General features: G+C 66.7%; 22 protein-coding genes. 15 read left to right on the top strand and 7 right to left on the bottom strand.

The window, feature by feature from the left end; all coding sequences use genetic code 11:
* Nucleotides 1-29 precede the first annotated feature (29 nt).
* Nucleotides 30-1010, top strand: coding sequence for a hypothetical protein (locus tag BVE01S_RS17250; protein WP_244878362.1), 981 nt, complete (start codon nt 30-32; stop codon nt 1008-1010).
* A complete protein-coding gene (locus tag BVE01S_RS06385; protein ID WP_244878367.1) occupies nt 991-2328 on the top strand; it encodes a DUF3800 domain-containing protein in 1338 nt (445 codons plus the stop codon). Before BVE01S_RS17250 ends, BVE01S_RS06385 begins: the two co-directional genes overlap by 20 nt.
* A 28-nt stretch (nt 2329-2356) precedes the next feature.
* On the opposite strand, the gene BVE01S_RS06380 is transcribed toward BVE01S_RS06385, so the two are convergent.
* The 6 genes from BVE01S_RS06380 to BVE01S_RS06355 are packed head-to-tail and all read right to left on the bottom strand — an operon-like array spanning nt 2357 to nt 10733.
* Nucleotides 2357-5605 (bottom strand): error-prone DNA polymerase, encoded by a 3249-nt coding sequence (locus BVE01S_RS06380; protein ID WP_066625649.1) that lies wholly within the window; start codon nt 5603-5605, stop codon nt 2357-2359.
* 47 nt (nt 5606-5652) lie between these two features.
* Nucleotides 5653-7428 carry a DUF2326 domain-containing protein gene (locus BVE01S_RS06375; RefSeq protein ID WP_066625647.1) on the bottom strand — a complete coding sequence of 592 codons (1776 nt, stop codon included), beginning with the start codon at nt 7426-7428 and terminating at the stop codon, nt 5653-5655.
* Complete coding sequence (locus tag BVE01S_RS06370) at nt 7425-7667, bottom strand: ABC-three component system middle component 6 (RefSeq protein WP_066625645.1); 243 nt, start codon at nt 7665-7667, stop codon at nt 7425-7427. The genes BVE01S_RS06375 and BVE01S_RS06370 overlap by 4 nt, the downstream gene beginning before the upstream one ends.
* 4 nt (nt 7668-7671) lie before the next feature.
* The gene (locus BVE01S_RS06365; protein ID WP_157076433.1) at nt 7672-8535 is read right to left on the bottom strand and encodes an HNH endonuclease; all 864 of its coding nucleotides are present in this window, start codon (nt 8533-8535) and stop codon (nt 7672-7674) included.
* Between the two features lie 4 nt (nt 8536-8539).
* Nucleotides 8540-10060 (bottom strand): Y-family DNA polymerase, encoded by a 1521-nt coding sequence (locus tag BVE01S_RS06360; protein ID WP_066625637.1) that lies wholly within the window; start codon nt 10058-10060, stop codon nt 8540-8542.
* Nucleotides 9975-10733: an ImuA family protein gene (locus tag BVE01S_RS06355; RefSeq protein WP_066625635.1), complete on the bottom strand. Its 759-nt coding sequence runs from the start codon at nt 10731-10733 to the stop codon at nt 9975-9977. The genes BVE01S_RS06360 and BVE01S_RS06355 overlap by 86 nt, the downstream gene beginning before the upstream one ends.
* 150 nt (nt 10734-10883) lie before the next feature.
* Here BVE01S_RS06355 and BVE01S_RS06350 point away from each other — a divergent pair, with 150 nt between their 5' ends.
* The 3 genes from BVE01S_RS06350 to BVE01S_RS06340 all read left to right on the top strand — a co-directional run bounded on the left by BVE01S_RS06350 (nt 10884) and on the right by BVE01S_RS06340 (nt 13053).
* On the top strand, nt 10884-11462 hold the full coding sequence (locus BVE01S_RS06350) for an SOS response-associated peptidase (protein WP_066625633.1): 579 nt from the start codon (nt 10884-10886) through the stop codon (nt 11460-11462).
* A gap of 334 nt (nt 11463-11796) precedes the next feature.
* Entirely contained in the window at nt 11797-12090 is a 294-nt protein-coding gene (locus tag BVE01S_RS06345; protein WP_026108286.1) for a DUF736 domain-containing protein, read from the top strand.
* 72 nt (nt 12091-12162) lie between these two features.
* A complete protein-coding gene (locus BVE01S_RS06340) occupies nt 12163-13053 on the top strand; it encodes an ArdC family protein (protein WP_066625632.1) in 891 nt (296 codons plus the stop codon).
* A 3-nt stretch (nt 13054-13056) separates the two neighbouring features.
* Here BVE01S_RS06340 and BVE01S_RS06335 read toward each other — a convergent pair whose 3' ends face one another.
* On the bottom strand, nt 13057-14250 hold the full coding sequence (locus BVE01S_RS06335) for a hypothetical protein (RefSeq protein WP_157076432.1): 1194 nt from the start codon (nt 14248-14250) through the stop codon (nt 13057-13059).
* A gap of 162 nt (nt 14251-14412) precedes the next feature.
* On the opposite strand from BVE01S_RS06335, the gene mobC reads away from it, so the two are divergent.
* From mobC to BVE01S_RS06285, 10 genes are all read left to right on the top strand, one after another.
* Entirely contained in the window at nt 14413-14934 is a 522-nt protein-coding gene (gene mobC, locus BVE01S_RS06330; RefSeq protein ID WP_066625626.1) for a plasmid mobilization relaxosome protein MobC, read from the top strand.
* A 161-nt stretch (nt 14935-15095) separates the two neighbouring features.
* Complete coding sequence (locus BVE01S_RS06325) at nt 15096-15935, top strand: relaxase/mobilization nuclease domain-containing protein (RefSeq protein WP_244878366.1); 840 nt, start codon at nt 15096-15098, stop codon at nt 15933-15935.
* 65 nt (nt 15936-16000) lie between these two features.
* Entirely contained in the window at nt 16001-16504 is a 504-nt protein-coding gene (locus BVE01S_RS06320) for a hypothetical protein (protein WP_157076431.1), read from the top strand.
* A 61-nt stretch (nt 16505-16565) separates the two neighbouring features.
* A complete protein-coding gene (locus tag BVE01S_RS06315; protein ID WP_066625620.1) occupies nt 16566-17882 on the top strand; it encodes a TolC family protein in 1317 nt (438 codons plus the stop codon).
* The gene (locus BVE01S_RS06310) at nt 17882-19144 is read left to right on the top strand and encodes an efflux RND transporter periplasmic adaptor subunit (RefSeq protein WP_066625817.1); all 1263 of its coding nucleotides are present in this window, start codon (nt 17882-17884) and stop codon (nt 19142-19144) included. The genes BVE01S_RS06315 and BVE01S_RS06310 overlap by 1 nt, the downstream gene beginning before the upstream one ends.
* 17 nt (nt 19145-19161) lie before the next feature.
* Nucleotides 19162-22344 (top strand): efflux RND transporter permease subunit, encoded by a 3183-nt coding sequence (locus tag BVE01S_RS06305; protein ID WP_066625617.1) that lies wholly within the window; start codon nt 19162-19164, stop codon nt 22342-22344.
* Nucleotides 22344-23213: an acyltransferase family protein gene (locus tag BVE01S_RS06300; protein WP_066625614.1), complete on the top strand. Its 870-nt coding sequence runs from the start codon at nt 22344-22346 to the stop codon at nt 23211-23213. Before BVE01S_RS06305 ends, BVE01S_RS06300 begins: the two co-directional genes overlap by 1 nt.
* 117 nt (nt 23214-23330) lie before the next feature.
* Entirely contained in the window at nt 23331-23516 is a 186-nt protein-coding gene (locus BVE01S_RS06295) for a hypothetical protein (protein WP_066625611.1), read from the top strand.
* A complete protein-coding gene (locus BVE01S_RS06290; RefSeq protein WP_066625608.1) occupies nt 23513-24244 on the top strand; it encodes a HupE/UreJ family protein in 732 nt (243 codons plus the stop codon). The genes BVE01S_RS06295 and BVE01S_RS06290 overlap by 4 nt, the downstream gene beginning before the upstream one ends.
* Before the next feature lie 13 nt (nt 24245-24257).
* Nucleotides 24258-24893, top strand: coding sequence for a transmembrane anchor protein (locus BVE01S_RS06285; protein ID WP_066625605.1), 636 nt, complete (start codon nt 24258-24260; stop codon nt 24891-24893).
* Nucleotides 24894-24938 lie beyond the last annotated feature (45 nt).

Genomic DNA, 24938 nt, shown 5'->3' with positions numbered 1-24938 from the left:
GTGCGCCTGATCCGGACATGGATAATTTCATGCGCCGGCTCGAACTGGTCCAAGCCTTTCGCGCTAAGGAGCCCGTGGTCATTGACGGCGTAACCTTCGACCTCCGCTGGGACATCGACAAGGACTACTGGCGCCCGGTGGCGCCGATCGGCACCTATGGGCGGCAGACCCTTCGCTTCGGTCCACGCATCGTCTTTCCCTGGACGCCCCCCGAGTGGATCGAGCACTGGCGCGACAATGGCGGATATCTGGCCGCTCCCGCCGGCAGCACGATCAAAACCGCCCTCGTCCGCGCCGTTCCAATCGAAGGGTCGTTCGAAGTCCTGGAGGTTGAGGACAATCGCGAATGCCAGCTGATGTACCTTTGGGTCTTTTCGCCTGACGGCCAGATGAAACCAGCTGAACCGCCGCTGGCGTTGTTCGCTCGAACCGCGACCCCGACCCAGATCGATCTAGGCGAGTTTGACGTCGCCTATGGCGGTCTTGTGTCGAAGCTCGAAGAGATGCTCGACTGCGACGACCTGGAGGAACGGCTGGACAAACCCAAGCCTGACTTTCCACGCCCCGGCCCCGATATGCCGCTAACCTATCGGCGGGCTGTCCTGACGCTGCACGAGGCCATCCAGGAGAACGATGAGAAGGCCTACGTGGCGTTCGGCTATCTGATGGGACGGGCGGAGGCCGAGCTGCAACTGCTCGACCTCGCCCTGCGCGAACATAAGGCGACGGGCGACCGGGCCCGTGGCGGACGAACCCGTCACGAGACCAGCCGCCGCGACACCGAGCCTCTGCGCGATCTCGCCAAACGACTGATCCGGTGCAATGCGAACATGTCTCTCGGCGGGTGTGCGCGTAGGGTCTCCGAGGCCCTTCCTGACAGTTGGCGTCGTGGTCGCGACCCCGAATGGATCAAGGGGCACATCCGCGAGCTATTCGAGAAACGCAGCAAAGGCGTGGGGTATCGGCCCCGGCGCGAGTGGGTCAATCCGAGTGACGGAGAAGGGGGTTGATCACAGATCAGGGGGGGATGATCACAGGCCCGCGCCTGTATCCTGGAACGTCTCGGAAGATGAAAGGTCTCCACGCAAGGAGACCCGCCATGGACCCGAACTGGCTGACCGCGATCGCCGCTCTCGTCGCCGCAGTCGCGACTTTTATCACCGCCGTGCGCAAGAAGTGACCGCTCCCGATCCCGAGGGCCCGTCGCAGTATTTCCTCGACGAGAGCGGGGCGAGCGGAGACCTGTCCACCGCCGGTCCCGGCCTCGACTTCAAGCGTCAGCCGGTCTTCGTCCTTGCCGCCGTCGGCGTCGATGACGAGGCGGCTCTTGGCGATCGACTGGCCGAAATCCGCAGGCACCGCTTCCCGCAGGCCGGGGAGCTGAAGGCCGGCAAAGGACACGCGACGGCGGTCGTCGTCTCGGAACTGCTGGATGTGATCGACGCGCTGGAGGGCGGCGTCTTGCTCGAGGTGATGGAGAAGCGCTTCACGATTGCGGCCACTATGATCAACACCCTCATCCTGCGGCCGTTGTCGCCGGCGGATCAGGCGCCGAAAGCGCTCTGGTTTCGGGCGCAGCTAGCCGAGCAACTTCACGAGAGCGCCCCAGCGGACGTCTACGACGCCTTCATCGCGGCGTGTCGTGAGCCGGGTGAGGCGAGCCTGAAGGCGGCATTCCGCGCGCTGCTGGACGCCTTTCCGCCGGAGGCGCCGCGCGACGCGCCGGCCGGGGCCATACGCTTCTTCGCGCTCGACAGCCTGAAAGACTTCCGGAAGGCTGGCGCGCGGAAGCAGGAGGTCCAGCGCCGCTTTCTGCCGCTTCCCGACCCCAGCCACACTGGCAAGGAGGTCTGGATACTGCCGCACCTGTCTGCCTTCACCAATCTCTATGCTCGCATCAACAAGTTGAGGAACGGGCACATGGCGGGCGTCCGGATTGTTCACGACGATCAGCCGTATTTCGCAGAAATCCTCCGGTCGTCGAAACAGGCCGCCGAGGATCTGGCGGCGAAAGACGAAGTGATCAATCTCGCGCGAGCGGACTACCGGTTCGTCGAATCTGGCGAGCTCTCCTTTGCGCCGTCAACCGGATCGCCGGGGGTCCAAGCCGCCGATCTTGTTGCGGGGTTCGCCATGAGGTTCGCTCGTGATGCGTTGTCAGGGGCTTCGCCAGATCGCGAACACCGAGCAGTTTTCCGGCGGCTCGCTCGCTCGCTGGATACAGCGCCGGGGTTCGGCATGAACCTGATGATGTCCAACCGCGATGTCTTGCGATGCGGCCTGGCCCCCGGCCGGGATCCGTTGGTGACGCCTTCCGATCCTCGTTGATTGAGCACCGCGAGGACATACGATCGCCCTATCGAAAATCCCGGGTGCGAACCCGGATCGCCTCAAGCGACAGGTCAGGGATGTAGATGTCGCGAACCTTGGGCGTTCGCGCGTCGGGCGCGCTGCCGCGATAGACTTCGTCGCCTCGCCCGTGAGGAAGCGGAAACGGACCGCGCTGACCAAGCGACGCCAAGAGGTTGGAGGCGTCATGGAGGCGGGTCGCCACGATGTGAACGACGTCCCCCTCGCGCTGAACCTTGCCATCCACGACGAGCAGGCTGGCCCCGAGCACAATGCGGCGCTGCTGTTCATAGAGGCTCGGCCAGATCACGAGGTTGGCGACGCCGGTTTCGTCCTCGATCGTGATGAACATCACGCCCTTGGCCGACCCCGGTTTCTGACGGACCAGAACAAGGCCGGCGACGCGCGTCAGCCGGCGATCGCGCATGGCCGACGCGTCAGTGCATGTCATGACGTGGCGGGCCTGGAGCGTCTCGCGCAGAAAAGCGACGGGGTGATCGCGCAGCGTCAGGCCGACGTGGCTATAGTCCTCCACCACCTCCTGACCGGCTGGCGTGGTCGGCAGGATGAGCGCCGGTTCGGAAACCTCCGACGTCGTGGCGCCGTCGCCCTGAACAACGGCGAACAGAGGCAGCGGATCGTCGCGCAGAGCCTTGATCGCCCATAGGGCTTCGCGCCGCTGAAGGCCCAGGTCGGGAAGAAAAGCGTCCGCCTCGGCAAGACGGGTGAGGGCGCCGACTGGCGTCGATGAGCGCCGCCAAAGGTCGTCCACACTGACATAGGCGCCAGCTTCGCGGTGTATGATGAGACGCCCAGCATCGGCGTTCGCCAACCCTCGTACCATCCGGAGACCGAGGCGCACCGCGAACCGGTCTTCCCGGCCGGTCGGCTCCAATGTGCAGTCCCAGCGGCTGGCGTTGACGCAAACCGGCCGGATCTCGACGCCGTGCTCACGCGCGTCGCGGACGATCTGGGCCGGGGCGTAGAAGCCCATCGGCTGGGCGTTGAGCAGGGCGGCGCAGAAGACGTCAGGGTGGTGGCATTTGAGCCAGGACGACGCGTAGGCGATCAGCGCGAAGGAGGCTGCATGGCTTTCGGGGAAACCATAGGAGCCGAAGCCCTCCAGCTGCCCGAAGGTCTTTTCGGCGAACTCCGCCTTATAGCCGCGCTCCAGCATGCCCGAGACCAGCTTGTCCCGGAAATGGCTGACGCCGCCGGTGAATTTGAAGGTCGCCATGGCGCGCCGAAGCTGATCGGCCTCGGACGCGGTGAAGCCCGCGCATTCGATCGCCACCCGCATCGCCTGTTCCTGGAACAGCGGCACGCCCAGGGTCTTGCCAAGCACTCGCTCAAGCTCGGGCGTGGGGTAATCGACAGGTTCGCGACCTTCGCGCCGGCGCAGGTATGGATGGACCATATCGCCCTGGATCGGCCCCGGGCGCACGATCGCGACCTCGATCACCAGATCGTAGAAGGTGCGGGGCTTGATCCGGGGCAACATGGCCATCTGGGCCCGGCTCTCGATCTGGAAAACCCCGAGCGTGTCCGCCCTGCGGATCATCGCATAGGTCTTCGGGTCCTCTGCCGGGATGGACGCGAGATCGAGGCCGACGCCCTTGTGGTCGCGCAGCAGGTCGAGGCCACGCCTCATGCAGCTGAGCATGCCGAGCGCCAGCACATCGACCTTCATGAACTTCAGGGCTTCGATGTCGTCCTTGTCCCACTCGATGACCTGCCGGTCCTTCATGGCGGCTGGCTCGATAGGGACGAGATCATCCAGGCGGTCGTCCGTCAGAACGAACCCGCCCGGATGCTGACTCAGGTGTCGGGGAAAGCCGATCAGCTGGCGTGACAGATCGAGCGTCAGCCGCAGGCGACGGTCCTGAAGGTTGAGGTTCAGTTCCTCGGCATGCCGATCCTCGACCCCTTCGCTCGAATACCTCCAGACCTGGGACGACAGGGTCTTGATCAGATCCTCGGACAGGCCGAGCGCCTTGCCGACGTCGCGCAGGGCCCCCCGTGACCGGTATCGGATCACGGTGGCGCACAGCGCCGCCCGGTCGCGGCCGTAGGTCTCATAGACCCACTGGATCACTTCCTCGCGTCGCTCGTGCTCGAAGTCGACATCGATGTCCGGCGGCTCTTTCCGCTCCTGACTGACGAAGCGCTCGAACAACAGGTCGTTGCGGCTGGGGTCGATCGAGGTGATGCCGAGGACGAAGCACACCGCTGAGTTGGCGGCCGACCCTCGACCCTGACAGAGGATGTCGCGGCTCCGGGCGAACCGGACGATCGAGTTCACCGTCAGAAAGTAGGGGGCATAGCCGAGCGCCTCGATCAGGGTCAGCTCGTGACGGAGGCTGGCGCGGACCTTCTCCGGGAGGCCGTCCGGATAGCGTTCCGCCGCACCCTCCCATGTCAGCTGTTCCAGCGCCTGTTGCGGTGTCTGGCCGGGGAGGGCGGCCTCCCTGGGGTACTGGTACGACAGTTCGTCCAGATTGAACCGGCACCGGTCGGCGATCTCGACCGTCCGGCGCAGCGCATCGGGATAGCGGGCGAACAGCCGATGCATTTCCTCGGCGCGCTTGAGATGGCGGTCGGCAGACCGCTCGCGCTTGAAGCCAACGTCGTCGATCGTGCAGCCTTCGCGAATGCAGGACAGGATGTCCTGTAGGATGCGGCGGTCAGGGTGGTGGAAGAGGACGTCGTTGGTCACCACGGTCTTCACCCCGAGCTCGGCGGCGAGCTCGGACAGCTGATGCAGCCGCATCTGGTCGCGAGGGCGGCGGCGGAGCGTCAGGGCGCAATAGGCGTCGATGCCGAAGATGTCGGAGAGTGCCGTGAGGCGTCTCCGGCAAAGCGCATCAGCGCGGTCGGTCACGAGCACGGCGACCATGCCCTCGGCATGATCGGCCAGATCAACCCAGTCGAGATAACAGGCGCCCTTGCCCCCGCGCCCCTTGCCCAGGGTCAGTAGCCGACAGAGCCGGCTGTAGGCCGCCTTGTCCGTTGGGTAGACGAGGATGGCGGCACCGTCGGCGAGTTGGAGGCGACATCCGACGATCAGCCGGACGCCCGTCGACTTGGCGGCTTCGTGCGCGCGTACAATGCCAGCGACGCTGTTCAGGTCGGTGACAGCGAGCGCTTTCAGACCGCAGACAGCGGCCTGGGAGAAGAGTTCGTCGCATCCGCTCGCGCCGCGCAGGAACGAGAAATGGGACGCACATTGAAGTTCGGCATAGAGAAAGTGTGACACGATGTTCGCGTTATGTTCTCACCTTCGCCGATCTGGAAGTCCGGATCTCAGCCCCGCGTCGAGAAATCCATGGGGGATAGGCGTCGGCCCAGAAGCCGACCCTTGTCGCCGTCGTCCGTGAGGTGAAGACGCACGAAATTCTCGAGCACCATATCGCCCATATGGCCATTCGGGAGCGCGCCTTCGTTCAGGCAGCAAATGTACTGGAAGCCCTCGCGCTCGGCGACGGCGGCGCCGAGCTGGAGCGCCAGCCCGAACTGGCGAGGATCCACGTCCGCGAACAACGAGCTGTCGTGGATGAGCGTCCGGAAACGCGCGCCCCGCCGTGCGCGAAGGGTGGCGACGGTCAGATCGAAACAGAACACGACCATCTGATCGACGCCGTCGCTCCCTTGGCGATCGATCAAGAACGTGAGTGTGTACCCGGCCTGACCGACATCAATCCCGAGGCGGCCCGGCCGTCCGTAGAGGAAGCCGCTAAACTCCGCGAACAACTCGATCGCTTCGTCCGCGGCGACCCGGCGATCATCGAGGTCTTGTTTGAGGAGCTTTCGGGTCGAGCCAATGTCAGCGGTGAGATCATCCTTGCGACGGTCGAACCGCTTGCGCTCCTCGATGCGCGCCTTGAGCCCTTCAAGCTGTCCAGCGAGGTCTGAGGTCGAACGCTGAAGCTCGATGAGGGTCTCAAGAGCGCCGCTTGAGCTCAGCACGCCGAGCAACTGGGATTTCTGGGCTGTAGCGCCTTCGATCCTGTCGGTGCGGGCCGCGATCTGGCCCTTCAGTCGCTGGATTTCGCTGGCTAGGAAGGCCGATCGGTTCTGATAGACCTGCTGATGGAAGGCGGAGACCTCAGCAAGCGCTCGCAAGGCCTCGGGCTGGAACAGCGCGCCGGCGTCTCGCAGGATTGCTACCGGTTCGTCCTTGTTGAACAGCGGCGCTTCCATCGCGCTATCCTCATAGTAGCGCAGCAACTGACGGTCGGCGTGATTGTCGTTGATCAAGTCGTGAAGGGCGCGGTCTGCATTTCCAAGTCGCCGCTCGAGCTCGTGGTAGTCGCTACGCAGGTTGAAGCCGGCCACCTCAGCCTGTCGGGCTGTCAGCGCTTTTTCCAGAACGACCCTCTCGGCTTCGAGATCGCCGATTGAGGGTTCCGATGATCCATCCTGTGCGTCGCCCAGCGCCTTCAGCGCGGCGCTCACCTTGTCTCGCTCGGCCAGCATCCCATGAAGGCGCCGCTGCACCTCCCAGTTCATGTCCAGCAGATAGCTCACGGCGAGGCGCTTCGGCGGTCCCTTCTGATTGGCGTAGGCCTTGCTCGGTTCCGAGAAGGCCTCCTTGCCGAGACGGATCAGATAGAGGACTACCTCGCGGAAGCTCGGAGAATAGGCTTCGTCCGCGCCGTCCCGTCGGGTCTCAGGCGTGAACAGCCTCGATAGCGCCGATCGCCATGTGTCCCAGTGCAGCCGGGCGCGTCCTTCCGACACTTCGACATCGAGCGGCACCAGGTCGAGGAGGCCGGCGTCCACAACGACGAGGTCGGCGGAAGAGGTATTGCGCCAGACAGCGTAGACTTCGCCGTCGATCTCTAGGTCGATGCCGAAAGTCACCCCCGCAAGCTCGTCATGCGCAAGGATCGAGTTGCGCTTGAACTCCGCGCCCAGCACGAAATGGATGATACGGAGTAGCGTGGATTTTCCGAGGCCGTTGGTGCTCTCGGTGTCTTCGGAATCCTTGCCTCGGTTGGCCAAGACGATGCTGAGCCCGGTTCTGTCGAACTGGGCTTCCCTGAAATCCGGCAGGCTGGACCACACACGCCGGATCACGACACGATCCCTGGCATGGTTCTTTGAAGCCGTCCGCGTTCCAGACGTATCAGGCGTCCGGCGTAGAGGATGGTCAGCGCGGCGGCGAACCGGTCGAACGTTCTCACCCGCTGGTCAGCGCGGCAGCGGTCCCACAGGGACGACACCGTGTCGTTGGGCCGGACGATCGCGATGAGGAGAGCCGCCACGCCAACGAGCGACTGTTCAACCGGCACATGCTTGGTGGGCAGGGCTGACACGCGGCTACTTCTCGAAGACGTCGCAGAGGATGAAGAGGTGCGACAGAATGCAGAGCCCGGAAGCGCGTCGTACCTCGTCGTCGCTCCCGCCGCTCGCCCAATCGTACATCTCGAAGAAGAGATCGTCTCCGGTCAAGCCAAGCGCCTTTTGCTTTTCGTAGTGCGCAACGAAGCCGGCGGTCATTCGCGCCGGCATGTACGGGTCGAGCTGCGCCGCCTTCAGGAGCACCTGTTCGACCTCGTGCGACTTTGCGGCGCCCATGGACAGCAACAACGCCGGCTTTGACCCGAGTTGGTTCCGCTCCATTTTATCGGCAGGTGGGATCACGGTGTAATCCGTGGGTGACGGCGCTGCCGTCGCGGCCGCCACGGCCCTCGCAGCGACCTCCAGTTCGGCGTAACCCACATCCGTGATGGATCGTCGCAGATCGCGACTGATCTTCGTTTCTTGGGCGGCTTTCCACTCGAGCAGCGTATCGGCAGGGAAGCGTTGGTGCTGGCCATCGACTTCCCCATGATGTGTTGGGCAGAGAACGATCAGATTCGAGGGATGATCGCGCTCGGCCGGAGTCAGGCCGGGCTTGCCGCGCGGCCCCTTGTCACTGGAGGCGTAGATGTGGGCGATCTCGCCGACCACCTGAACATCAGCCCCATCTCTGGCGGGGCGAATAACCCGCTCGGTGCAATCCGGCTCTGCGCATCTGTTGCCGGAAAGGGCAAACAGCGTCTTCAGCGTCTTGGGGCTGTAGCTGCGGGCTCGAGGCTTCTTCGGCGGTTGAGACATGCGACTCGTGACACCTCCCGCGCCACCGCCCATTCGTAAGGCCAGAGGGCGTTGCACGCCAAGGTTTCGTTGAACGTGGGTCATCGCGTCATCCGAAACGGCCATGGATGAACCAGGCCTGTGAGCCGGTGGTGGCGTCCTCGCCGTCGCCTGCGCGGAACAGCCAGAAGCGTTCGCCAGCCTCGTCCTCGACTTGGAAGTAGTCGCGGACTGCCCACATTTCGGCGTCGCGGCGTCCCCATTCGCCGAAGATCCGCTCCGGCCCATCGGCCCGGCGGATACGGCGGCGGACGCCCCGCCAGGTGAAATGGGTCGGGGGATTGTCGGGCAAGAGCGCCATGGTCTCGATCGGCTCCGGCCTCCTGAACAGGCGGGTCGGACGCGGCCAGTCCGGCGTCCAGGTCGCACCCGTCGGTGCGGCGAGGGGGCCGACCTTGCGGGTCGACCGCTCGGGCACGTCGCTCTCGACCGGCGCCAGCCGATAGAGCCGGTCGGCGCCAATCCGGTTCGCCAGGGTATCGACGAGCATTGACACATCCGGCGTCAGCTCCGCACCGAGACGTGCGGCGGCTGGCCGCCAGTCCAAGGCCTCGGCCGCGCTGGCCGCGAGCGTCATGCGTTCGATGCCGAAGCCCGGGTCGATGGTCTCGATCCGGTCCGCCAGCAAACGGGTCAACCGCCGAACATCCCGCACCGGCTGAGCCAGACCGATGCGGGTCGCCTCGATCCGATTGTCGACCCGGTAGCACAGCCAGTCCAGGCGGCGTGCGCCAAGGCCTCGCGTCTCCATGAGCGCGCATAGCGCCTCGGCGAGCGCGCCCGCGTAGCGCGCCAGCGTCTCCGGCGCGCCGATCGGTTCGGCGAAGACGCGTTCAACGGAAGGCGTGTCCGGCGCCTCGACCGGGATCAGCGGCTCGGCCGCCCGGCCGTAGGCCTGGTCAAGCCGTCGCCCCAGCTCCGCGCCGAAACGCAACTGAAGCGGTGCGCGAGGGCGATGGGCGATGTCGCCGATCCGCTCGAAGCCCATACGTCTTAGTGTGGAGGGAAGATCGGTCGGGAGGCGCAAGGCCTCTAACGGCAACGGCGCCAGAGCCGTGTCGATGCCACTGTCGGCGACCAGGTGAAGATCGCCACGATAGCGGGCGACCGCGTGAGCGGCGCCAAAGGTCGGTGCGACGACGCCACGACTTGTCACGCCGACGCGTCCGAGCCGCGCCGTCAGATCCAGCAACAACGCCGGCTCGCCCCCTTTCAGGTGCGCGGCGCCGGTGATGTCGATTGCTAACCCGTCCGGCGGGTCGGCCTGACAGATCGGGGCGTAGCGGTGCATCGCCCAGAGGGCGAGGCGATCAAGGGCGTGGGCGTCACCGGCGGGATCGGCGTCCCTGACATCCAGGCCCGGGATCAGGGCCTGGACTTGTGTCGCGGCCATGCCGACGCGCGCGCCGCACGCGGCGGCGGCGGCGTTGCAGGCCGTGACGATCCGCTTGCGGCCGACCCGGCCGGTCAGGACAAGGGCGCGATCAGGCGGCGGCGCGTCGGCGCCCAGCTGTTTGCGCAGCCGTTCGACGGGCCAGTTCGGCAGGAAGAGCGAGACGACCCGTCTCATCGCAAGCGTCCAGAATGAAATCCGCCGCGTCGGCGCCGCGGCAGCGCATGAGTTCGATCCGCCATCGCGCTCGCCCGATGCCGGGGACCGGCAGGGGCGCCGATGGCTCCGCGCTGACCCGCCATCGCGTCGCGGCGGCCGTCGGCTGGCCGAAGTCGGCCGCTTCGGCAGCGCGCCGCCATCGTCGAACCGCCACACCGATCACGCCCGACGCCTCGGCAGCGAGCTGGAGCCGGCGCGAGGCGGTCATGGTCAAACGCGATGTTTCGCAGACGACCCCGGCCAGACCGCCATGGCGAAGACCTTCCTCGAAGCAGGCCATGAGGGCCTTCTCGTCGCCGGCCTCGACATAGATGACGCGGTCCGGCTCCAGCCCGGCGTGGCAGAGCGCCGGGGCGAACAGGTCCGGCCGCGTGACACACCAGAGCACCGGGCCGGGCAGGCGAGCGACGACCCCGGCCGCGAACAGCGCGGCGGCCGCGCCGCCTACGGCGTCGTCGCCGCCGCCGGCCACCTCGTGAAGGGCTCCCAGGGCCAGACCTCCGCCGGGGAGCGCAGCGTCCAAAGCCTCCACCTCGAACGGAAGCACGCCGACCGATCGACGGTCAGCCTGCTCCAGTGCGCGGACCTGTGCGCGCAAACCCTCGAGTTGGGCCGAACCGGCGGCCGGCATGGACGAGCTCCTCCTGTGTCTATAATGTTCCCGAAATGTTCTGGTTCGAAGCGGATGACGGAGTCAATCCGGTCGGCGCCTTATCCCCTTCGATTTGCAGCGGCACCGGACCCGTGAAATCCTCTATCCGAAGCCACAGGAGATCGCGCGATGTGCAATGAGTACCAGCTCATCCTGCCGTTCGACGACATCATCGAGGCGTTCAACCTCAGTGGAAACCGGCTGGTCTTCCCCGGGGGCATGCCGAACTTCGGTCCGATGGCGTCCATCCGCATCGGAGATCGAGCCCCTGTCATCCATATGGGGGCTCAAGGGCCTGAAGCGGTGATGACGCCCTGGGCCTGGAAGGGGCCGGGCGGGCGGCCGGTTTTCAACTTCCGATCCGACGGCCGATCCTTTGAAGGCTCGAACCGGTGCCTGATCCCGGCGGACGGCTTCTTCGAGTTCACAGACCCCGAAGCGGGCCAGAAGCGAAAGACCAAGTGGCGCTTCACCCTGACCGGCCAGCGGCTCTTCTGGGTCGCGGGCCTGATCAAGGATGGAGCCTTCGCCATGCTGACCACGGAGCCGGGGGCGGATATCGCCCCCTATCACGACCGGCAAATCGTGCTTCTGCGTCCCGAGGATGGTGCGGCCTGGCTCAATCTTCAGAAGCCCGAGGCCGAACTGTTGCGGGCGTTGCCCGCCGGGAGCCTTGACGTCGAGAAGGTCTTCCCGATCGCGGCCTGAGCCCCTGGGCATCGGTGGGGTCTTGAGAGCCGTGGGGTCGTCGGCTGCGGTGTCGGAGGAGGAGGCGGCCCCGTCTCGCCCTGTTCTCGCGCCAGCCAGCGCGGCCTCTCGATGAGGCGGATCTGACCGAAACCCGGTCGGCTGGCGCAACCGCTATCGCGACTTTCATCCCCGGCCTGACGGCCTTCCTCGCGAAACAAGAAAGTCTCTCATCGCGGTCCTCCGCTTCGCTGCGGGGGCTCGCTCCGCTCTCCCTGCGCGCCGCCCGGTCCCCGGTCTCCCGATCGCCATCGAGGCCGCGGCAGGCGTGGCCCGAAGCAAAGGAGAGACTGACATGGCAACCATCGGCACCTTCACCGCTCAAGGCGACGGCTACACCGGTTCGATCAAGACCCTGACCCTGAACGTCAAGTCGGCGGTCCTGCGTCCCAACGAGAAGACCGACGACAAGGCCCCCGATTTCCGGATCTTCGCCGGCCAGACCGAGTTCGGCGCAGCCTGGAAGAAGACGAGCCAGCAGAACCGCGAATACCTCTCGGTCAAGCTCGACGATCCCAGCTTCCCGGCGCCGATCTACGCCTCCCTGGTGGAGGTCGAGGGCGGACACAGCCTGATCTGGTCCCGCTGACCCAAGAGCCGCGGCGGCGCGGGGACCGCGCCGCCGCTCCGTCTTCCCACAATCCAGTTCGAGGAGGCCGCCATGACGCGCCCCGCCGATCCTGCACGCCCGGACATCCACACCCGGATAACCCAACAGATCATCGCTCAGCTCGAAGCCGGGGTCCGCCCCTGGACCCAGCCCTGGAAGAGCGCCGCATCCGTAAGCCGGCCCCTGCGCCATGACGGCACGCCCTACAATGGCATCAACGTCGTCCTGCTCTGGGGCGAAGCGGCCAGCCGGGGCTACACCCGGCCGACCTGGATGACGTTCCGGCAAGCGATGGCCCTCGGTGCTCATGTCCGAAAAGGGGAACGGGGCGCGACCGTGGTCTACGCCAACCAGATCGTCCGCGAGGCTGCCGACGAGAAGGGGGAGGGCGTTGAGCAGCGCATTCCGTTCCTGAAGGCCTACACCGTCTTCAACCTGGATCAGATCGAGGGGCTACCCGATCGCTACGGTGCGCCCGAGGTCCAACATATCAATCCGGACGAACGGATCGCGCGCATCGACGCCTTCTTCCGAAACTGCGGCGCCGACATCCGTCACGGCGGCGGGAGCGCCTATTACGCGCTTGGTCCCGATCTCGTGCAGATGCCGCCCTTCGAATGCTTCGAGCATGCCGACGCCTACTACAGCACCCTGGGGCATGAGATGACGCACTGGACGCGCCATCCCTCGCGCCTGGACCGGGACTTCGGCCGTCAGCGTTTCGGGGATGCCGGCTATGCTCGCGAAGAACTGGTCGCCGAACTCGGCGCCGCCTTCCTCTGCGCGGACCTCGGTCTGGCCCTCGAGCCGCGCGAGGATCACGCCGCCTACATCGCGAGCTGGCTGCAGGTCCTGAAGGACGACAAGCGGTTCATCGTCTCCGCCGCCTCTCATGCGCAGAAGGCCGTTGACCATTTACACGGTCTGCAGCCGCCGACGTGAGCGTCAGCGGATCCGATTGAGCTGTTCCGCGACATAGGCCTCCACTACGGGGCTGCGAACGGCGGGCGGCGGCGGAAAAGCGACCGCCGCCGCCTCACGTCGCATGTCATCGAAGATCGATAGCGTCAGTGGGGTCCCGATGCCGTGGTTCGTCTTCTGCATCTCGGCGAGCAGCGCGCGCTGGCGCGCGGCGGGTATCGCTCGCCAGACGGAGGGTTTGATGAACCAGTGATCCGTGCCGCGGATCATCCAGCGCTCGATGGTGTCGATAAGCGGAAGCCGGGCGGTCTTGTGTTCAAGATGGCCGTTGATCCGGTCTTGGGACCCGGGCGGGCCGACCATGAAGATGAGGGTTCCGATGTCTTGGGGGATAACCCCGAGCAGGCACATGACGGTGCGATCCGGCAGATGCAGATCGGTCATCCCTGACAACGCCACCGGAAACGGGAGTTCGATCTCGAAAGCGATACCCTCCAGAGCGGTCGGGCCGGATTGCTCGACCGTCGGGTAGTGGGCGGCATGGAGCGCCCGAAGTTCCGCAAGAGTCCCGGCCGCCTCTTCGATGTAGTCCTCCGCGAGATTGAGGTTCATCCCCTGGTAGGTGAAGGTGCTGAACTCCACCCTCAGACGGCGCGCCTCGTGCTCGACGTCTCGCGACAGGCGCGCATGGAGATCGGCGACACGCGTCTCCAGGCGGGCCAGATCGAACTCCTTGCGACGGATCTCCCGGCAGAGGCTGCGGAAAATCTGGAGGGCGAGATCGGTTTCGCTCCTGATCCTGCGCGCCCTTTCGAACGACGAGAAGGCGCTCTCATGACCGGCGCAGTACCCCGGAAATGTGGACGCTTCCGCGCCGCCGATTTTCACCATCGACAAACGCCCCTTGTAGGACCGTGGCGTGAGGACGTGATCATCTTCCAGCAATGGGGAAATCGGCCCAGCTCGCTGAAGCGTGTGCGAGGCGGTGATCGTTCGTTGGTCGCAGCCCGGAAACATGCAGACCGAAGAACGACGCCAATCCCGGACAGCTTGGGCCGCCTCGCCATGGAAGGCTTTCTTGTGTTCGGCGTCCGAGGCGAACAGCAGACGCGTCTGGGTCAGACGGTCTGAGATGTATTCGATGAGCTGAAGCGCCGCGCGGGCCTTGGCCGGATCCATCATGCCGTCGGATGATGGCACCCAGCCTTGCTGAAGCAAATCGTCCGCCTGGCTGGGGCGCCCTTCAGGGCGGCGGGCGAGCGGCCGGAACCGGCCGCCGAGGGGAGGGCGGGCAGACCCGTAGGCCTACGGGGCGAAGGGGATGACGGTCGAGGGCAGGATAGGCTTTGCGCCGGCAATGTCTGACAGACCGACCCCCTCATGGACCGCCTCACGCTTCGCGTTACGCCCGATCTGATCCACCGGTTCGACGCAGCCGCGGCATCCCAGGGCGGCCGCTCGCGCCTGCTGCGACAGCTGATGGAGAGGGCCGCGCATGCGGCTCTGCCCGAGAGTCTGGATGCGTCGCCGGCGCGTCTGACCGGCAAGCTGGGACTCAGGCTCGTGCCGGCGGACCTCGCTGCCCTGGAAGCCGAGGCGGCGCGCAGGGGCATGAGCCGCACCCAGTGGACCGTCGCCCTGATCCGGGCGCGACTGTATCGTCGACCGCAGCTCGACCGCGCCGAGGCGCTGGCCCTGATCGAGGTGCAGCGCGAACTGCGGCGCATTGGGGTCAACGTCAACCAGATCGCCCGGGCCCTGAACACGGCGGTGATGGAAGGCGCCGTGCTGGACCTCGAGGTGGCGCAACTCGGCGCCTTCTCCGGGGAAATCCGAGGACACCTGTCCGGCGTTCGGGCCGCTTTCGAGGGGAACCTCGCCTACTGGTCGGTCGAGGCGTGAACGACTTCCATATCCCCTCCGGATTTGAGGAAGCCCTGCGTCCGCCCGTCCGCATGCGACGGGCGCGGCTCGCTCATGCGGTGCTGCGCGTCGGTCGATCGGGGGATGCCGATGCGGGCCGGGCCCAGCTCCAGCGTGTCGTGCGCGGGGCACCCGAGGTGATGGTCAAGATCACCGGGCGGACCCGGGACGGCGGCCATCTGCAGCGTCATCTTGACTACATCACTCGCAACGGAAAACTGACCCTGGAGGGGCCTGACGGCGAGCGTCTGATCGGGCGGGCGGACGTCCGGGCGCTGGCCGAGGACTGGCGGTCCGAGTTGTCGGTGGTGGCGCAACGACGGGACGCGCCCGTGTCCCTGTCGATCGTTCTGAGCATGCCGGCAGGCACGGACGAGGGCCGGGTCCATGATGCGGCGCGCGCCTTTGCCTCGCGCCTGTTCGCGGACCGGCATCCCTATGTTTTCGCCCTGCACACCGATGATCGGCACCCTCATGTTCATCTCACGGTCCGCGCGCTTGGGCGGAACGGCGAACGCCTCAATCCCCGAAAAGGCGACCTGCAGCTGTGGCGGGAAACTTTCGCGGCCGCTCTGCGGGACCGGGGCGTCGAGGCCGAGGCGACGCCCCGTCGGGCCCGCGGCGTCGTGCGCAAGGCAGAGCGCACGCCTGTACGCAAGCTGCGCGAACGCTTCGAGCGCGGTGAAGGACCGATGCCGAAGACGCTGGAAGGCGCGCTGAAATCGGCGGCGAATCCTACGGCCGTCGAGCCGGTCTGGGAGACGCGTCTGCGTCAGCGTCAGGCAGCCATCCGACGCACGCTCGTGGTCGAGGCGTTACGACTGCAAGCATCGACGGCCGAGGGAGATCGGCGCCTCGGCCAGGACCTTGAACAGTTCCTTCGCACCTTGCCGCCGGTCCTGACCCAACGAGAGATTCTTGCGAAGGCACTGGGATCAGACTTGAAGAGGATGCCGCCGACCAAGGGGCGATCGCGCTGAGTGCTCAATGGCCGGAGCGGGGCCATAAAACCGCAACTGCAACCGCAATCGTCCGGAAAAAGCTGTTGTCCGCCTTGGCCGCATCCGACACTGCCTGCGTCATCCGCGCTGTTGCCGTTTGCCTCGACCTCCCTTACAGGCCGAAGGACTGGGGGAACCGCGTGAGCCGAACGCTTCGTCAGATCTTCGCCTGCTTGGCCGTGACGCTCGTCGTCGCGCTGCAGGGCTATGGCGTGGCATCGTCGCAGCATCGTCTGGTTCATGCCGTCGATTTCCCCGGGGTCTCGTTCGCGGATTCTTCCCACGACGGGCACGACCACGACCACGCCGAAGTGGTCGATGACCACGACTCGGGGTCTTCGGTCGATGCCGCAACCTCGGATGACGGCGACACACCTGTCCGCCATCACCACCATTCGACCGGCGACCTGCACATCGCCCTGAATACGGCCAGCCACCCGTCCGACGACCGCAACACGCTGTCGTCGCGAATGCCGCTTGGCCGCGATCAACTCCCTCCTGGGGCCGACCGCGAGGCGCCCTCCGACCCTCCAAAAGCACGCGCCTGATCACCTGAAACGCTGATCCTGCGCGGCCGCACGGCTGCGCGCGCCCTTTTGGAGCCCATCCTTGTCATACTCGAAGTCCGGCCTGGCCGGATGGCGGGTGCGAGCCGTTTCGACGCTCGCGCTCGCCTTGGCGGCAGCCTTGCCGACCGCGCAGGCGTTCGCCCAGGCGACGCTTGAAGAACCCCCTGCGACCGCTCCGGCGGCGCCTCTCCTTACCTTGGACCAGGCGCTCGCCCGGGCCGCCGAAGCCGACCCCGCGCGGGCCGGGGTCGCGGCGCGGATGCGCGCTGTCGAAGCCGGGGTGCGTCAGGCCGACGTGAGGCCGAACCCCACCCTCGGCCTGATGGTCGAGAACCTGCCGACCCTCGGCGCCGGCGACTTCATGAGCCGGACCGAGACGACGCTGACCTATGAGCAGCGTCTGGAACGCGGCGGCGACCGACCGGCGCGGGTCGCCCTGGCCCAGAGCGAGGGCGCCTTGATCCTCGCCCAGGCCCAGGCGGCTCGGCTGGATCGGCTGGAGACCGTCCAGCGGCTGTGGACCGAGGCGCTGGCCGCCGAAGCCCTGCTAGAAATCGCCCGCGAACGGCTGGATCTGGCCGAACGCTTCCAGTCGGAGGTGCAACGCCGGGTGGACGCCGCCCGTGATCCCCTGTTCGCAGGAGCGCGCGCCGAGGCCGAACTGGCCCAGGCCCAGATCGAGTTCGATCAGGCCGATGTGACGGTGCGCACCGCGCGCATCTCGCTGGCCCGCTACTGGGACGGCCGGGTCGATTTCTCGCTGGGTGCGGATGCGTTCGAGGACACCAGCGCCTCGCGCGTCGCGGCCGGGGCTCCGGCCCAGGCGGACCTCGACGTCTTCCTGGCCCGCCGCGCCACGGCCGAGGCCCAGGTGCGGGTCGAGACGGCCCGCGCGGTCGTCGATCCCACCGTCAGCGTCGGCGTCCGGCACATCTGGGACAATGACGTCTCGCTGGTGTTCGGCGGGTCGATCCCCCTGCAACGCTACGACCGCAACCAGGGCGCCATCGACCGCGCCCGGGCCGAGGGCGTGGCGGCGACCGCCGACGCCGAGGCCTACCGGATGGATCGGGAGCGGGAGATCGCCCGGCTTCAGGTGCAGCTCCTCAGCCGCGCCACCGAAGCCCGCCGTATCGCGGAGGAGACCCTGCCCCAGGCCGAGCGGGCCGTGGTTCTGGTCCGCGACGGCTTCAACCGAGGCGGCTTCACCTACAACGACGTCATCACTGCCCAGACGTCGCTGCTTCAGACCCGGGCCAGGCGCGTCGCCGCGCTTCAGGCCTTCCACAATGACCGCGCCCGCCTCGACCGGCTGACCGGCGCGCACGCTGACCTCGTCGGCATGGAGACCCAATGATGACCCGCACACCATCCCGCCACGCCATGGGCGCGGCGATGACCGCGCTTGCCCTGGCGCTGGCCGCCTGTGGCGGCGGTTCCGAAAAGGCCGAGAAGGCGGAAGGGGCAGAAGGCGCCGACGCGACCGATTACGAGCGCGGTCCGCACAACGGCCGCCTGCTGCGCGACGGCGACTTCGCCCTTGAGGTCACCATCTACGAGGAAGGGCCGGAGCCCCTGTTCCGTCTCTATCCCTACCTGAAGGATGAGCCGCTCGATCCGCGTCAGGTCCAGGCGTCCATCGCCCTGACCCGTCTGGGGCCGAAGGTGGATCGCTTCACCTTCACGGCCGAGAACGATTATCTGGCCAGCCCGGGTGTCGTGTCGGAACCCCACTCCTTCGACGTCGCGGTCGCGGCGACGCGGGGCGCCCAGCGCTCGAACTGGACCTACCAATCCTATGAGGGCCGCACGATCATCGCCGCCGACGCCGCCCGCGCCGGTGGGGTGACCACCCAGCGCGCCGGTTCGGCCGTCCTCGGCGAAAGCCTGGAACTGGCTGGCCGTGTCGAGATCAAGCCGGAGGGCGAGGCCGAGGTCCACGCGCGCTATCCGGGCCGGATCGTTTCGATGAACGTCGAGTTGGGGTCGCGGGTCTCGCGCGGTCAGGTCATCGCCCGCGTCGAGTCGAGCGAGAGCCTCCAGACCTATGCGGTCACCGCCCCGATCTCGGGCGTCGTCCTGGTCAAGAACGCCAACCCCGGCCAGATCACCGGCAACGGCGAGCCGATGATCGAGATCGGCGACCCGACCCAGTTGCACGCCGAGTTCTTCCTCTATCCCCGCGACGCCGAGCGCGTTCGCGTAGGACAGCGGGTCGAGGTGCGCAGCCTGGCGGGAGAAAGCCGCGTCAGCGCGACGATCGAGGCCATCCTTCCCGCCGCCGATGTGCTCAGCCAGACGATGGTCGCCCACGTCCATCTGCCGGCCGGCTCCGGCTCCTGGCGGCCGGGCCTGGGGGTCGAGGGCACGGTTCAGGTCGGCTCGGGCGAGGTTCCGCTCGCGGTCCAGACACGGGCACTCCAGCCGTTCCGCGACTTCACCGTCGTCTACGCCAAGGTCGGCAACACCTACGAGGTCCGCATGCTGGATCTCGGACGTCGCACCGACGAGTGGACCGAGGTTCTGGGCGGGCTTGAGCCCGGCACGGAATACGTCGTGGACGGCGCCTTCCTCATTCGCGCGGACATCGAGAAGTCCGGCGCGAGCCACGACCACTAAGCGGGGGATGCGCCACAATGCTTGAACGCATCATCCGCCTGTCGATCCAGTTCCGCTGGGTCGTCATGGCGCTCGTGCTGGTCGCCTGCGCGGTCGGGGTCTGGAGCTTCCAGCGCCTCCCGATCGACGCAACGCCGGACATCACCAACGTCCAGATACAGGTCAACACAGAGGCCCCCGGCTATTCGCCGTTGGAAGCCGAACAACGCATCACCTTCCCGGTCGAGACCGCCATCGCGGGCGTGCCGGGTCTGTCCTACACCCGCTCCGTCTCGCGCTACGGCCTGAGCCAGGTGACGGTCGTGTTCGAGGACGGCACCGACATCTACCGGGCGAGGCAACTGGTCAACGAGCGGCTTCAGACCGCTCTGGGCCAGCTCCCGCCCGGCGTGTCGCCCGAACTCGGCCCGATCGCCACGGGGCTCGGCGAGATCTTCATGTATACGATCGAGGCCGAGCCCGGCGCCCGCAAGGCGGACGGCACGGCTTACACGCCCGAGGATCTGCGAACGCTTCAGGACTGGGTCATCCGGCCCCAGATGCGCAACACGCCCGGCGTCACCGAGGTCAACACCATCGGCGGCTTCGAGCGGCAGTATCACGTCACCCCGCGCCCGGAGCGGCTCGCCGCCTACGGCGTGACCATGGGCGAGGTGGTCGAGGCGCTGAACCGCAACAACGCCAACGTCGGCGCGGGCTATGTCGAACGCTACGGCGAACAGTATCTGATCCGCGTGCCGGGTCAGGCCTCGACCACCGAGGACCTGCTCAACATCGTGGTGACGACGCGCGGCGGGGTTCCGATCCGCATCGCTGAGGTCGCCGACGTCGGTCTGGGCGAGGAACTGCGCACCGGGGCCGCGACAGAGAACGGCAAGGAGACAGTGCTCGCCACCGTCCTGATGCTGGCCGGAGAGAACAGCCGAGTGGTGGCCCAGGCCGCCGCCGCCAAGCTGGAGGAAGCGTCCAAGGCCCTGCCCAACGGGGTCGTCGCCTCGCCGGTCTATGACCGGACCGATCTCGTCGAACGCGCCATCAAGACAGTCGAGAAGAACCTCGTCGAAGGCGCGCTGCTGGTCATCGTCGTCCTGTTCCTGCTGCTCGGTAACATCCGTGCGGCGCTGATCACGGCGGCGGTCATCCCGGTCACCATGCTGATGACCATCACCGGCATGGTGCAGGCGGGGGTCTCGGGCAACCTGATGTCGATGGGCGCTCTGGACTTCGGTCTGATCGTCGATGGCGCCGTCATCATCGTCGAGAACTGTCTGCGGCGGTTCGCCGAGGCCCAGCATCAGCACGGGCGTCTGCTGACCCGTCAGGAGCGGTTCGACCTCGCGGCCGAGGCGTCCAGCGAGGTTATCCGGCCGTCGCTGTTCGGCGTCCTGATCATAACCCTCGTCTATGTGCCGATCTTCGCCCTGGACGGGGTCGAGGGTAAGACCTTCCACCCGATGGCGATCACTGTCGTCATCGCCCTGACCGGGGCGCTCCTGCTGTCGCTGACCTTCGTGCCGGCGGCCGTGGCCATGTTCGTCACGGGCAAGGTGCAGGAGAAGGACAGCTTCCTGATGCGCTGGGCGCGCCTCGGCTATCAGCCGGCGCTCGACTTCGCGCTGAAGGCGCGCGGCCTGATGATTGGCGGGGCCATCGCCCTGGTGCTCATCGCCGGCTTCATCGCCTCGCGGATGGGTTCGGAGTTCGTGCCGAACCTGGACGAAGGCGACATCGCCATGCACGCCCTGCGTATCCCGGGCACCAGCCTGAGCCAGGCCATCGAGATGCAGACCGCGCTCGAAGCCCGGATCGCGCAGTTCCCGGAGGTCGAGCGTGTGGTCGCCAAGATCGGCACCGCCGAGGTGGCGACCGATCCCGTCCCGCCGTCCGTCGCCGACACCTTCATCCTCCTGAAGGATCGCAAGGACTGGCCCAACCCGCGCAAGGATCGCCTCGAACTGGTGCGCGAGATGGAGGAGGCGGTGAACGCCGTCCCCGGCTCGAAATACGAATTCACCCAGCCGATCCAGATGCGCTTCAACGAACTGCTCTCGGGCGTTCGGGCCGACGTCGCCATCAAGATCCACGGCGACGACCTCGACCAACTGGTGGCCCTCGGCTCCCAGATCGAGGAGATCGTCGGCTCGGTCGAAGGCGCGGCCGATCCGCAATCGGAACAGGTCACCGGCCTGCCCATGTTGCAGATCACGCCGAACCGGGCCGCCATCGCGCGGCTGGGGCTCAGCATCGACGACGTCCAGCAGGTCATCGCGACCTCCATGGGCGGCACGACGGCGGGCCAAATCTTCGAGGGCGACCGCCGTTTCGACGTCGTCGTCCGCCTGCCCGAGGACCTGCGCTCCAACACCGACGCCATCGGCCGCATCCAGGTGCCGCTGCCGGCGGCGGAGGGGCAGCCGCGCGGCTTCGTGCCGCTCAGCGAGATCGCTACTATCCAGCTTGAGACCGGCCCGAACCAGATCAGTCGCGAGGACGGGAAGCGACGCATCGTCGTCACCGCCAACGTCCGCGACCGCGATCTGGGTTCCTTCATCGGCGAGGTGCGCGAGCGCGTCGAACGCGATGTGGAACTGCCCGCCGGCTACTGGATCACCTATGGCGGCACCTTCGAGCAACTGATCTCGGCCGCCCAGCGGCTTCAGGTCGTGGTTCCGGCGGTGCTGCTGCTGATCCTGGGCCTGCTGTTCGCTCTGTTCCGTTCGTGGCGGGACAGCCTGATCGTCTTCTCCGGCGTGCCTCTGGCGCTGACCGGGGGCGTGGCCTTCCTGGCCATGCGGGGCCTGCCCCTGTCGATTTCGGCGGGCGTCGGCTTCATCGCGCTGTCGGGCGTGGCGGTGCTGAACGGCGTGGTGATGGTCAGCTTCATCCGAAGCCTGATCCAGGAGGGCAAGCCGGTGGGCGAGGCGATCCGCGAGGGCGCCCTGACCCGTCTGCGTCCGGTTCTGATGACCGCGCTCGTGGCCAGCCTGGGCTTCGTGCCCATGGCCCTGAACGTGGGCGCAGGCGCCGAGGTCCAGCGTCCGCTGGCCACGGTGGTCATCGGCGGGATCATCTCCTCGACGATCCTGACCCTGCTCGTGCTCCCGGCCCTCTACAGCCTGGTGCATGGACGTGAGCGGGGCGCCGACTGGCCGCGTCCGGCATGGCTGGACCACCTGCCGTTCCGGAGAAGGAATGCCTGATGAGCGCCGCGCCTCCTGCGGAGCGCGGCAATCCCGGCGCGGTCGATCCGACCGCGTCGGACCCGGGCTTCCCTGAACGCCTTCCGGCCCTGACCAGCGTGCGCTTTCTGTTCGCGCTGGGGGTGGTGCTGTTTCACTACCAGCTCAACATCGTCCAACCGGGCGATGCGGGGCTGGCCCTGATCGAGCGCGCCCGGCTGGCGGTGGACTTCTTCTTCATCCTGTCCGGCTTCGTCCTGGCCCACGTCTATGGCGCGGCTGTGCGGAGCGGGACCTACGATCACGGGCGGTTCCTGATCGCCCGTCTGGCGCGGATCTATCCGGCGCACATCGCCATGCTGGCCTTCATGGCCGTCCTGGCGATCGCGGCGGTCTTCCTGAACCAGACCTTCGACGCCGAAAGCTATTCGATGGTCGGCTTCCTTCAAGCCGTCCTTCTGATCCACGCCTGGTTCCCGGCGACGACCCCGAACGAATGGAACGGGCCGTCCTGGTCTCTGTCCGCCGAGTGGGCCGCCTATCTGGCCTTCCCAGTCTTCGCCTGGATCGGACTGAGGCGAGGCCGCAACCCCTGGGCGGTCATCGCCCTGGCGGTCGGTTTATTCGTCGGCATCGATGCTCTCTACCGCGCGCGATACGACGAGATCCTGACCCACGCCGAGCTTGTGCTGGGCGTGCTGAGGATCGTGCCGGAGTTCCTCTTCGGCATCGGCCTCTATCAGCTCGGGTCGCGGCTGCGTCCGTCGCCCGTCGTCGCCCGCTGGGCGGCGATCGGCGCCACAACCACCCTCGTCCTGATGATGGGCTTCAGTGCCGACGAACGCCTGACCGTGTTCGTCTCCGACCTCTTCATCCTGACCCTGGCCTAGCTCGCCCGGTCCGGGTCCGACCGCGCCTTCGCCCATCCGTGGGCGCTGGCGGCGGGCGAGGCCTCCTACGCCCTCTACCTCGTCCATCTGCCGCTCCTCATCGTCTGGAAGAACGGCATGGCGATGTGGATGGGTATGACCAGCGCCTACCGGATGTCCGCGCCGGAGGCTGCCCTCCTTCTGGTCATCACCGTCGCGGCGGCCTTCGCCCTGCATTTCCTGTGGGAGCGACCGGCCCGTCTCTGGGCGCGCGACACCTTCCTTCCCGAACCTTCCCCCACCGCACCGAAAGGACACTCATGACTTCCGTAGCGTCCCGCGATCCAGGATCGCGGCTCCGCTCCCTGATGCTGCTGGCCCTGCTCACGCTCGGCCTCTTCTTCATCGAGGGGCTCTACAGCTCCGCCCTCGCTCACGGCGTGGCCGAGGGCGACAAGGGCTATATTCAGGAAACCTCCGGCTTCCTGTTCTGGCCGTTCGTCTACCTGGGGGCCAAGCATATGGTCACCGGCTACGACCACCTGCTGTTCCTGTTCGGGGTGATCTTCTTCCTCTACCGGATGAAGGACATCTCGATCTATGTGACCCTGTTCGCCATCGGTCACTCGTCCACCCTGCTGCTGGGCGTTTTGACCAACGTCAGCGTCTCCAGCTACGTCGTGGACGCCATCATCGGTCTGTCGGTCGTCTACAAGGCGCTCGACAACATGGGCGCCTATCAGCGCTGGTTCGGCTTCCAGCCCTCGACCAAGGCCGCGACCGTGATCTTCGGGCTGTTCCATGGCTTCGGCCTGGCGACCAAGCTCCAGGACTTCCAGCTCTCGCCCGACGGCCTGATCGGCAACCTGATCGCCTTCAACATCGGGGTCGAGGCCGGACAGCTTCTGGCGCTCGGCGGCATCCTGATCCTGATGGGGTTCTGGCGCCGCTCGAACAGCTTCTGGAAACACGCCTACCTCACCAACGTCGTGCTGATGACGCTCGGCTTCCTCCTGACGGGCTACCAGCTCGTCGGCCTCTTCATCATGTGATCGGAGACCCTCCATGTATAACGCAAACCGCCCCAACCGCACCGACCTGCCCAGCACGTCCGAGCTCCTGAAATCCACCGGCATCGCCGCCGTGGTCGCCGCCGTCATCACCGTGACCATCGTTATGCCGGCGGAATACGGCGTCGATCCCACCCGTATCGGCTCCGTCTTCGGCCTGACCGAGATGGGCCGCATCAAGGTGTCCCTCGCCAAGGAAGCCGAGGCCGACGCCGCCATGGACGCCCAGATCGCGGCAGGCGGCGCGGTTCCCGTTGCACCCGCTGCAACAGTTTCACCTGCCGCCACGCAACCCCTGCCGCCGACCCCGGCCGGCGGTCGCGCGGACCAAACCGTCATCACCCTCGAGCCGGATCAGGGCGCCGAGATCAAACTGGTCATGGAGGAGGGCGCCACCGCCCGCTTCACTTGGACCAGCAGCGGTGGCCGGATCAACTTCGACACCCACGCCGACCGTCCGGGCCTGTCCTACCACGGCTACGGCAAGGGCTCGGCGAGCGAACAGACCGGCGAACTGACCGCCGCGTTCACCGGCAGCCACGGCTGGTTCTGGCGCAACCGCACCGGCGAGCCGGTGACCATCACCCTGCGCACCGAAGGCGCATACTCCGAGGTGAAACGGGTCGTCTGATCCACGCGGGCCGATCTCGAAAGGGTCGGCCCGCCCCTTCCTTTT

The organism is Brevundimonas vesicularis NBRC 12165 (assembly GCF_001592205.1).
In the GTDB taxonomy this organism is placed as follows: Bacteria; Pseudomonadota; Alphaproteobacteria; order Caulobacterales; family Caulobacteraceae; genus Brevundimonas; species Brevundimonas vesicularis.
Note: the sequence above shows the minus strand (reverse complement) of the source record. Positions and strands in the feature narration are given on the sequence as shown.